Raw genomic sequence first — 9,138 nt, forward strand, 5'->3', positions numbered from 1 at the left:
GCGGGCGATGCTGCCACCGGAGCTTCCTCCGCTGCCCGCCCTGACGCGCGCCGAGGGCGAGTTGATCGACCGTTATCTCGAGGCGGTCGACCTGCTCGGCCGTATCAACCCGGCGCACCACGGTGACACCTACCGTGGACTGCGGGCCGCCCAGGCGCTGGTGGCGAAGGCCGCCGAGCTGCGCGACGCGCTGGCGACCATGCATCAGCGCGGCGAGACCGAGGTGCACGCCATGACCCTGGCGCGGGCACTGCGGGTGCTCGACGGCGAGCGGCGCACGGCCCGGGTCACGGTGCCGCCGCACTCCGACAGTTGACGTGACGGCAACCGGCCCGGCGCGCCCGACCGCGTGGCGAGGCGTCCGGGCCGGCGTTCAAACGGACCAAACGGTGTACCCCCGTTTGGAGTAGACACCTCTCCTTCGGCAGGGCCGCCAAGGTTGCGCAACGCGCGTAGCCCGACTCCGGAATGAGTACCTCCGTCGCTGGTCCGGGGGTCCTCGACCCTGTCGACGCTCCCTCGAACAGACGAGTGTCCACCCGAACGGGTGAGTGGTGAGTAACGCCACAAATCCCCGATTCCATTGGGTTTTTCGGCGTGGAGTACGTGAAGATCCCTGTCTGACGACAAGACCCCGCCGCAGCGGCGGGGCGATCCGGGCGGACGCCGAGTCCTGCCGCCGCCCGGATGACCGGTCGACAGGAGTGGATCGGCAGGAGTGGAGGACCCAGGCACGACGGGTCGCCGGATCGGCCGTCAACAGCCGTTCCGAGCAGCCCTTGGGGTGAAGCCGCAGTACGCGGCCGGGCAACTTCGCCAGCCCGAATCCGACAGGTCATCCTTCACAGGCGGCTGACGAAGGGTTGCGCATGTCTGCGCTCAATCGTGTCCCGTCACTCATGGCCCGGGCCGGTACGGCCTCGGCTCTGACCATCGCCGCAGTGGGCGGCTCTCTCGTGGTCCCGGGCGTCGCATCCGACGCCGAGGCCGCGACACCGGCGACGAAGGCACTCCAGGTCGCTGCCTCCAAAAAGGGCTCCCCTTACAAGTGGGGCGCCGCGGGGCCGCACCGGTTCGACTGCTCCGGGCTCACGCTCTACTCGTTCAAGAAGGCGGGCAAAAGCCTGCCTCGTACGGCGGCCCAGCAGTACAACAAGACCCGCCACATCTCCGCGGGGAACCGCAAGTCCGGAGACCTCGTGTTCTTCCACTCCGGCTCCAGCGTGTACCACGTCGGCATCTATGCCGGGAAGGGGAAGATCTGGCACTCCCCGAAGAGCGGGGAGGTCGTGAAGCTGCAGAAGATCTGGACCAAGAGCGTCTGGTACGGCCGGGTCAAGTGACCCACCCCGTGGGGGTGATGGCGACCTGACCTGCCGTCACCCTCGCGGGTCCGGCCGTGACGCCCTGAGAGGCGCCTCCGTCTTCCGGAGGCGCCTCTCTACGGCTCCTGCTGCCCCGCCGCGGAGAGGGGCTCGGCCGGCACTGTCCACGGGAGTTCGATGGAGACGGTCTTGCCGCCCTCACGGGTGGGCCGGACTCTCAGCTTGCCGCCGCACTCCGCGGTCAGCCAGCGAATGATGACCATGCCACGGCCGTTGTCCTGCTGGACGGCGGCCGGCAGCCGCTTCGGGAACCGCGGATGGCTGTCGGTGACCCCGATGCGCAGTTGTTCGTCACGGTCGAGCTGGATGTCCACCGTGAAGGTGGGTGACTGCCCGAACGTGTGCTGTACGGCGTTGGTGGCGAGTTCGGAGACGATGAGCCGGATCGTCTCGGCCGCCTCCGTGTCCGCCGGCAGACCCCATTCCGCCAGCGTGGCGATGACATAGGTGCGGGCCGTGGAGACCGAGGCGGGATCGCTCGGCAGAGTGACGGATGCTTCCAGATGGTCTGCCATGGCGACGTCGTCCCTTTCCCACGGGACCGCAGTCCGACACGGAGCGGATGGTTCGAGTACGGTCCCGGACTGGTGCTTCATCGCCAGACTGCCATTACCCGGCCGGTCACGGTGCCGATCCACCAAGATATGCATATATCTGTCGCTCGAAGCGGTGAACTCTCCGACGGAAGACCGTATTTGGGTGGCCCGGAAGGAGTAAGGAGTAAGCCCATGCAGCACGGTCCCGCGGTACGCCGCCGGAAACTGGGCGCCGAACTGCGTGCGTTGCGCACCAGTGCGGGGCTCACCAGTGGTGAGGCGGCCCGGCTCGTGGGCTGGCACCAGTCGAAGGTGAGCCGGATCGAGACCGGCGCCAGCGGTGTGAAACCGGCCGATGTGCGGTTACTGCTGGACGCCTACGCGGTGCACGATGCCCAACTGCGGGAGTTGCTCCTGGTGTTGGCGGGCAGCGACGAGGGCGGCGGACGGCACCACTGGTGGCACCAGTACCGCGGGGTACTGCCACCGACGTATCGCGACTTCATCAGTCTGGAGTCCCAGGCCGGCGCGATGCGCACGCTGGAGACCTCCGTGGTGCCCGGGTTGTTGCAGACGCCCGAGTACGCGCGTGCGGTGACCCGGGCCGCGGTGAACGGGCTCGGCACGGAGCCGGACGAGCGGCTCGATGCGCTGGTGGAGGTCCGGCTGGCCAGGCAGGACGTGCTGCGGGCCGAGCCGCCGCTGAAGCTGAGCGCGGTGCTGGACGAGGCGGTGCTGCGCCGGGAGATCGGCGGGCCCGACGTCATGGCGCGTCAACTGCGGCGGCTCATGGAGGCGGCCCGGCTGCCCCAAGTCCGGATTCAGGTGCTGCCGTTCGCCGCAGGAGCTCACATCGGCATCACGGGGCCTTTCGTAATCTTCTCATTTTCGAGCACATCTGATCTGGACGTGGTTGTTCTCGACCACTTGACGAGTAGCCTCTACCTCGAGCGGAAAGAAGACCTCCAGGCCTATACCGAGGCCTTCAACGCTCTTCAGATCCACGCCCTTTCGCCCGAGGACTCGTTGGATTACATCGCCGGGATAGGTGACGGCGCGTAAGGAGGCACCATGTCCGCAATGCCTCGGAACGTACCTTCCAGTACCGATCTGCACACTGTGCGGTGGCTGCGCAGCAGCTACAGCACAGGTGCCAACAACTGTGTCGAGACGGCTCGGCCGCACACCGGTCCAGGGACCGGGCTGCTCGCCGTGCGCGACTCCAAGAACCCGTCCGGACCCGCGCTGCTCTTCTCCCCCGGGAGCTGGGCGGAGTTCACGGCCGCGTTCTGATCCCTTCCGCCCCGAGCACGGCCGTGTCACGCCGACTCATGGTCGTGTCTCACCGATCACACGTACAGCGCGTTCGATCTGCGCCTCGGAGAGGTCCGCGCGGGCGGTCAGCCTGAGCCGTGAGATGCCGTCGGGCACGGAAGGGGGACGGAAGCAGCCCACGGACAGACCCGCGGTACGGCAGTCCGCCGCCCACTGCACGGCCTCCTCCGGGGACGGCGCGCGCACGGAGACGACCGCGGCGTCCGGGCGTACCGCCTCGTGACCCGCGGCGGTCAGTCGTGCGTGCAGTTCGGCGGCCACCTCGCGGGCCCGCGCCGCGCGCGTGGGCTCGCGGCGCAGCAGGTGCAGTGCCGCGAGGGCCGCTCCCGCCGCGGCGGGAGCGAGCCCGGTGTCGAAGATGAAGGTCCGGGCCGCGTTGACCAGGTGGTCGATCACCCGGGCGGGGCCGAGGACGGCGCCGCCCTGGCTGCCGAGCGACTTGGACAGCGTGACCGTCACGACGACGTCCTCGGCGCCCGCGAGGCCCGCCGCGTGCGGGGCGCCGCGGCCACCGTCGCCGAGCACGCCGAGGCCGTGGGCGTCGTCGACCAGCAGCCCCGCGCCGTGTTCCCGGCATGCCTCGGCGAGCCCGGCCAGGGGGGCGGCGTCGCCGTCCACCGAGAAGACGGTGTCGGACACGACGACCGCGGGGCCCTCGTGCGTCTGGAGTGCCTTGCGCACGGCCTCCGGATCGGCGTGGCCGACGACCTGTGTCGTGCCGCGGGCCAGTCGGCAGCCGTCGATCAGTGAGGCGTGGTTGCCGGCGTCGGAGACGATCAGTGAGCCGTGCGGGGCCAGTGCGGTGACCGCGGCGAGGTTGGCCGCGTAGCCGGAGGAGAAGACGAGGGCCGCCTCGAAACCGCAGTATTCGGCCAGCTCGAGTTCCAGCTGACTGTGGAGTTCGGTGGTGCCGGTGACGAGTCGGGATCCGGTCGAGCCTCCACCCCAGGTCCGAGCGGCCCGCGCGGCGCCTTCGGTGACCTCGGGGTGGCGGGCCAGCCCCAGGTAGTCGTTGCTCGCCAGGTCCAGGAGCGGCGAGCCGGCGGGACGGGGCCGCAGGGTGCGTACGAGTCCGGCGCGACGGCGCAGCAGCGCCTGCTCGTCGATCCAGCCGAACGCCATGGGTCCTCCGAGGGTTTTGTAGGCAGCGAACAGACACTAATGGGATGAGCAGCCACCCACTGTGTGGCAATACCCACACAGTGAATGGCCGCTGTTGTGCGAACTCTCCTTGGCCCGAGACGGCTCCTTAGGACAGGATCAGTTTTCATGGACCTGCTGAACACGCTGGTGGACAAGGGGCTTCGGCGCGAGCTGCCGACCCGCGAGGAAGCACTTTCCGTCCTCGCCACCTCCGACGACGACCTGCTCGATGTGGTGGCCGCGGCCGGAAAGGTGCGCCGGCACTGGTTCGGCCGACGGGTGAAACTGAATTACCTCGTCAACCTCAAGTCCGGCTTGTGTCCCGAGGACTGCTCCTACTGCTCGCAGCGCCTCGGCTCGACGGCCGGGATCCTGAAGTACACCTGGCTCAAACCGGACGAGGCCTCCGAGGCCGCCGCGGCCGGACTCGCGGGCGGCGCCAAGCGGGTCTGTCTGGTGGCGAGCGGTCGCGGACCGACGGACCGGGACGTGGACCGGGTCTCCGACACCATCAAGGCGATCAAGGACCGGCACGAGGACGTCGAGGTGTGCGCCTGCCTCGGTCTGCTCTCCGACGGCCAGGCCGAGCGGCTGCGCGAGGCGGGCGCCGACGCCTACAACCACAACCTCAACACGTCCGAGGCGACGTACGGCGAGATCACGACCACGCACACCTACGCCGACCGCGTGGACACCGTCCAGAAGGCGCACGCGGCCGGTCTGTCGGCGTGCTCGGGTCTCATCGCCGGCATGGGCGAGTCGGACGAGGACCTGGTCGACGTGGTCTTCTCGCTGCGCGAGCTGGACCCGGACTCGGTGCCGGTCAACTTCCTGATCCCCTTCGAGGGCACCCCGCTGGCCAAGGAGTGGAACCTCACCCCGCAGCGCTGTCTGCGCATCCTGGCGATGGTCCGGTTCGTCTGCCCGGACGCCGAGGTGCGCATCGCGGGCGGCCGCGAGGTCCATCTGCGCAGCATGCAGCCCCTCGCCCTGAACCTGGCCAACTCGATCTTCCTCGGCGACTACCTCACCAGCGAGGGTCAGGCCGGCAAGGCCGACCTGGACATGATCGCGGACGCCGGGTTCGAGGTGGAGGGCGCGGGCGAGGTGACGCTGCCGCAGCACCGGGCGGACGTGGCCGCCGCCGGGGGCGGGTGCGGATCGCACGAGAGTGCGGGCTGTGGATCGCACGAGGGCGCCGGGTGCGGCTCCGTCTGCGGTTCGGCTCCCGAGCCGTCCGTGAGCGAGCCCGCGGTGAGTGAGCCCCGTACGGACCTGGTCGCCGTACGCCGTCGTGGTGCCGGAACGGATCTCGCGCCCAATGCCTGAGCTGCCCGTGTCCGAGCTGCTGGAGCTCGACCGGCGGCATGTCTGGCATCCGTACGGCCCGATGCCGGGCCGCGCCGAGCCGCTCGTCGTGGAGTCGGCGAGCGGGGTGCGGCTTCACATGGCGGACGGCTCGGGCGAGCTCGTCGACGGCATGTCGTCCTGGTGGTCGGCCATCCACGGCTACAACCACCCGGTGCTCAACGAGGCCGCGCGCGAGCAGCTGGGGCGCATGAGTCATGTGATGTTCGGCGGGCTCACCCATGAGCCCGCCGTACGGCTCGCGAAGCTCCTTGTCGACATGTCGCCCGACGGTCTGGAGCATGTCTTCCTCGCCGACTCCGGATCGGTGTCGGTCGAGGTCGCGGTGAAAATGTGCCTGCAGTACTGGCGGTCGCTGGGCCGTCCCGGCAAGCAGCGGCTGCTGACCTGGCGCGGGGGCTATCACGGCGACACCTGGCAGCCGATGTCGGTGTGCGATCCCGAGGGCGGGATGCACGAACTGTGGACCGGCGTGCTCCAGCGCCAGGTGTTCGTGGGGCCTCCGCCGGTCGAGTACGAGGAGTCGTACGCCGAGGAGCTTCGCTCGGCGATCGCACGGCACGCCGACGAGCTGGCCGCGGTGATCGTGGAGCCCGTGGTGCAGGGCGCGGGCGGGATGCGGTTCCACTCGCCCGCGTATCTGCGGGTGCTGCGGGAGGCGTGCGACGCGCACGACGTGCTGCTGGTGTTCGACGAGATCGCGACCGGCTTCGGGCGTACGGGCGCGCTGTTCGCGGCGGAGCACGCGGCGGTGACGCCCGATGTGATGTGCGTGGGCAAGGCGCTGACCGGCGGCTATCTGACGATGGCGGCGACGCTGTGCACCTCGAAGGTGGCCGACGGCATCTCGCGGGGCGAGGTCCCGGTGCTCGCGCACGGCCCCACGTTCATGGGCAATCCGCTCGCCGCGGCCGTGGCCTGTGCCTCGATCGAGCTGCTGCTCGGGCAGGACTGGCTCGCCGAGGTCAAGCGGATCGAGGCGGGCCTGCGGGAGGGGCTGGCGCCGGCCCGGGAGCTGCCGGGTGTGCGGGACGTACGGGTCCTCGGGGCGATCGGCGTGGTCCAGCTCGACCACCCGGTGGACATGAGGGCCGCCACGGAGGCGGCGGTGCGCGAGGGCGTGTGGCTGCGGCCGTTCCGCGACCTGGTCTACACGATGCCCCCGTATGTCACGGGGGACGCGGATGTGGCACGGATCGCGCGCGCGGTGTGCGCGGCGGCCCGGGAGGGATGACATGTCGGTACTGGTGATCACGGGTACGGGCACGGAGGTCGGCAAGACCGTCGCCACCGCCGCGATCGCTGCCGCCGCGGTGGCGGCAGGCCGGTCCGTGGCCGTGCTCAAGGCGGCCCAGACCGGGGTAGGTCCGGACGAGCCCGGGGACGCGCAGGAGGTCGCGCGGCTGGCCGGGCCGGTGACGACCGCCGAAGTCGCCCGCTACCCGGAGCCGTTGGCCCCCGCGACGGCGGCTCGGCGGGCCGGGCTCGCGCCGGTGCACCCGCGAGAGGTCGCCGAGGCCGCCGCCAAGCTGGCCACCGAGCACGACCTGGTGCTGGTCGAGGGGGCCGGCGGACTGCTCGTACGGTTCGACGAGGAGGGCGGCACCCTGGCGGACGCGGCGGAACTGCTGCGGGCGCCGGTGCTGGTGGTGGCGTCGGCGGGCCTGGGCACGCTGAACACGACGGAACTGACGGCCCGTGAACTCCGCTCCCGGAACCTGGACTTCCTCGGTGTCGTGATCGGCAGCTGGCCCGACTCCCCTGATCTGGCGTCGCGTTGCAACGTGGCGGATCTGCCGGAGGTGTCGCAGGCACCGCTGCTCGGGGCGCTGCCCGTGGGCGCGGGGTCGCTGGCGCCCGTCGACTTCCGTGCGGCGGCGCCGAGTTGGCTGGCGCCGCGGCTGGACGGAGTGTGGGACGCGAAGGTGTTCCGGGGCCGGGAGGCCGGCTGACCGGATGTGGTCGGCGTCAGCGGGGTCCGGCCTTCTGTGTCGACTCCCGCATCGCCGCCGGTCCCTCGGCCGTCACCGCCCCTCGCCTTCGCCCAGCAACCGCACCAGCTCGATCCGCGACCGGATCCCCAACCGCGTGAACACACCCCGCAGATGGTGGTCGATGGTGCGCGGGCTCAGGGCGAGGCGGGTGGCGATCTCTCGGTTGGTGGCGCCGTCGGCGGCCATGCGGGCGACCATGAGCTGCTGGGCCGTGAGACGGACGGTGGGGTCGGCGGGGGCGCCCTGCGCGGGGGTCGCGGGGGCGCCGAGGGCGCGGAGTTCGGTGCGGGCCTGGGCGGCGCAGTGCGGGGCGCCGAAGTGCTCGAAGGCTTCCAGGGCGCTGTGCAGGCGGTCGCGGGCCTCCGTGCGGTGGCGCAGTCGGCGCAGTGCGCTGCCGAACAGCAGTTCGGTGCGGGCGCGTTCGAAGTCCCGGGTGCCACGGGCGTGGAGGTCGAGCGCGGTGCGGTAGTGCTCGATCGCTTCGGCGCCGGGTGCGAGCAGGGCGCGGCAGCGGGCGCTGAGCGCCAGGTCGTCGGGGCTGCGTACGGCGCTCGCCCAGCGGTGGTAGTCGGCGTGGGCGGCACGGGCGACCCGGGTGTCGTCGGTGCGGACGGCCGCCTCGACGTAGTGCGGGGTGGCCATGTGGCGGATCGCCCGGTGGCCGTGGCCCGGGCCGAAGCCGGCGAGGGCGCGCAGCCGGGCCGCCGCGGCGGCGAACCGGCCGCTGCTGAGGTCGAGGTAGGCGAGCGCCCACTGGGCGAGGGCGGCGGGCAGGCCGAGGCCGTGGGAGCGGGCGTGCGACCGTGCGGTGGCGGCGCGTTCACGGCAGACCTCGGCATCCCCGGTCAGCGCCGCGAACATGGCGAGGGCGGCCTGCAGATGGCAGGCGCCGTTGTCCTGGCCGGTGGCGTACGCCTGCCAGAGGGCGTCCGTCGCGGCGGCTTCTCCGGCGCGCGGGCGTCCGGTCCAGAAGTCGGCGTAGGCGCGGAACTCCATGGCCTGCGCCACGACGACCGTCGCGCCGCGCACCCGGGCCGAGGCGGCCGCGCGGACGGTCGCGGCGGTGGCGAGGGTGTGGTCGCCGAGCAGGAGTGCGGCGATGCCGGCGTGGACGAGGAGGGTGGGCTCGCCGCCGGGCCCGCACCGTCCGGCCGCCGCCGCGAGAAGGTCCCGCGCGTCCTCGTACCGCCCCTCGAACGCCGCCGCGAGCCCACCGAGCGTGCCCGGCGGCACGATCCCCATGCGCCGGGCGACCAGGGCCGCGTCCCGGCATCGACGCAGGTCACCGGTGTAGATGGCGGCCTCGGTGGCGCGGGCGAGGAGATGGAGGGCGGGGTCGGGGACGTCGAGGATCGCGAGGCGGGGGCGGGGGGAGGG

At 71.5% G+C, this 9,138-nt stretch carries 10 protein-coding genes and 1 riboswitch; of the genes, 7 read left to right on the top strand and 3 right to left on the bottom strand.

Features of this window, described 5'->3' with window-relative positions:
* Nucleotides 1–7 precede the first annotated feature (7 nt).
* Both TN53_RS35680 and TN53_RS35685 read left to right on the top strand, forming a co-directional pair.
* Complete coding sequence (locus TN53_RS35680) at nt 8–316, top strand: hypothetical protein (RefSeq protein WP_046262963.1); 309 nt, start codon at nt 8–10, stop codon at nt 314–316.
* A gap of 338 nt (nt 317–654) precedes the next feature.
* A riboswitch (cyclic di-AMP (ydaO/yuaA leader) is annotated at nt 655–866 on the top strand.
* Nucleotides 867–869: 3 nt separating this feature from the next.
* Entirely contained in the window at nt 870–1,343 is a 474-nt protein-coding gene (locus TN53_RS35685) for a C40 family peptidase (RefSeq protein ID WP_046262964.1), read from the top strand.
* 98 nt (nt 1,344–1,441) lie between these two features.
* On the opposite strand, the gene TN53_RS35690 is transcribed toward TN53_RS35685, so the two are convergent.
* Nucleotides 1,442–1,900, bottom strand: a complete 459-nt coding sequence (locus TN53_RS35690; RefSeq protein ID WP_046262965.1) for an ATP-binding protein — start codon at nt 1,898–1,900, stop codon at nt 1,442–1,444.
* Nucleotides 1,901–2,113: 213 nt separating this feature from the next.
* On the opposite strand from TN53_RS35690, the gene TN53_RS35695 reads away from it, so the two are divergent.
* Together TN53_RS35695 and TN53_RS35700 are read left to right on the top strand one after the other, a co-directional pair.
* On the top strand, nt 2,114–2,983 hold the full coding sequence (locus TN53_RS35695) for a helix-turn-helix domain-containing protein (protein WP_046262966.1): 870 nt from the start codon (nt 2,114–2,116) through the stop codon (nt 2,981–2,983).
* 9 nt (nt 2,984–2,992) lie between these two features.
* Entirely contained in the window at nt 2,993–3,214 is a 222-nt protein-coding gene (locus tag TN53_RS35700; protein WP_046262967.1) for a DUF397 domain-containing protein, read from the top strand.
* 36 nt (nt 3,215–3,250) lie between these two features.
* Here the strand turns inward: TN53_RS35700 and TN53_RS35705 are convergent, their stop codons facing one another.
* The gene (locus TN53_RS35705; protein WP_046262968.1) at nt 3,251–4,378 is read right to left on the bottom strand and encodes an 8-amino-7-oxononanoate synthase; all 1,128 of its coding nucleotides are present in this window, start codon (nt 4,376–4,378) and stop codon (nt 3,251–3,253) included.
* 147 nt (nt 4,379–4,525) lie between these two features.
* Between TN53_RS35705 and bioB the strand changes: the two genes are divergently transcribed.
* From bioB to bioD, 3 genes are read left to right on the top strand one after another with little or no spacing between them, the layout of a single operon-like run.
* A complete protein-coding gene (gene bioB / locus TN53_RS35710) occupies nt 4,526–5,728 on the top strand; it encodes a biotin synthase BioB (RefSeq protein ID WP_046262969.1) in 1,203 nt (400 codons plus the stop codon).
* Nucleotides 5,721–7,001 (top strand): adenosylmethionine--8-amino-7-oxononanoate transaminase, encoded by a 1,281-nt coding sequence (locus TN53_RS35715; protein WP_046262970.1) that lies wholly within the window; start codon nt 5,721–5,723, stop codon nt 6,999–7,001. Before bioB ends, TN53_RS35715 begins: the two co-directional genes overlap by 8 nt.
* 1 nt (nt 7,002) lies before the next feature.
* Nucleotides 7,003–7,719 (top strand): dethiobiotin synthase, encoded by a 717-nt coding sequence (gene bioD, locus TN53_RS35720; protein ID WP_046262971.1) that lies wholly within the window; start codon nt 7,003–7,005, stop codon nt 7,717–7,719.
* 72 nt (nt 7,720–7,791) lie between these two features.
* On the opposite strand, the gene TN53_RS35725 is transcribed toward bioD, so the two are convergent.
* A partial coding sequence (locus TN53_RS35725) for a helix-turn-helix domain-containing protein (protein WP_046262972.1) occupies nt 7,792–9,138 on the bottom strand: 1,347 nt, incomplete at its 5' end.

The organism is Streptomyces sp. WM6386 (assembly GCF_000972385.1).
Lineage (GTDB): Bacteria > Actinomycetota > Actinomycetes > Streptomycetales > Streptomycetaceae > Streptomyces.

Bases quoted from the DNA above. Each gene is read 5' to 3' on its own strand.
- TN53_RS35680 (WP_046262963.1), top strand. From the start codon at position 8: ATGCTGCCACCGGAGCTTCCTCCGCTGCCCGCCCTGACGCGCGCCGAG.
- TN53_RS35685 (WP_046262964.1), top strand. From the start codon at position 870: ATGTCTGCGCTCAATCGTGTCCCGTCACTCATGGCCCGGGCCGGTACG.
- TN53_RS35690 (WP_046262965.1), bottom strand. From the start codon at position 1,900: ATGGCAGACCATCTGGAAGCATCCGTCACTCTGCCGAGCGATCCCGCC.
- TN53_RS35695 (WP_046262966.1), top strand. From the start codon at position 2,114: ATGCAGCACGGTCCCGCGGTACGCCGCCGGAAACTGGGCGCCGAACTG.
- TN53_RS35700 (WP_046262967.1), top strand. From the start codon at position 2,993: ATGTCCGCAATGCCTCGGAACGTACCTTCCAGTACCGATCTGCACACT.
- TN53_RS35705 (WP_046262968.1), bottom strand. From the start codon at position 4,378: ATGGCGTTCGGCTGGATCGACGAGCAGGCGCTGCTGCGCCGTCGCGCC.
- bioB (WP_046262969.1), top strand. From the start codon at position 4,526: ATGGACCTGCTGAACACGCTGGTGGACAAGGGGCTTCGGCGCGAGCTG.
- TN53_RS35715 (WP_046262970.1), top strand. From the start codon at position 5,721: ATGCCTGAGCTGCCCGTGTCCGAGCTGCTGGAGCTCGACCGGCGGCAT.
- bioD (WP_046262971.1), top strand. From the start codon at position 7,003: ATGTCGGTACTGGTGATCACGGGTACGGGCACGGAGGTCGGCAAGACC.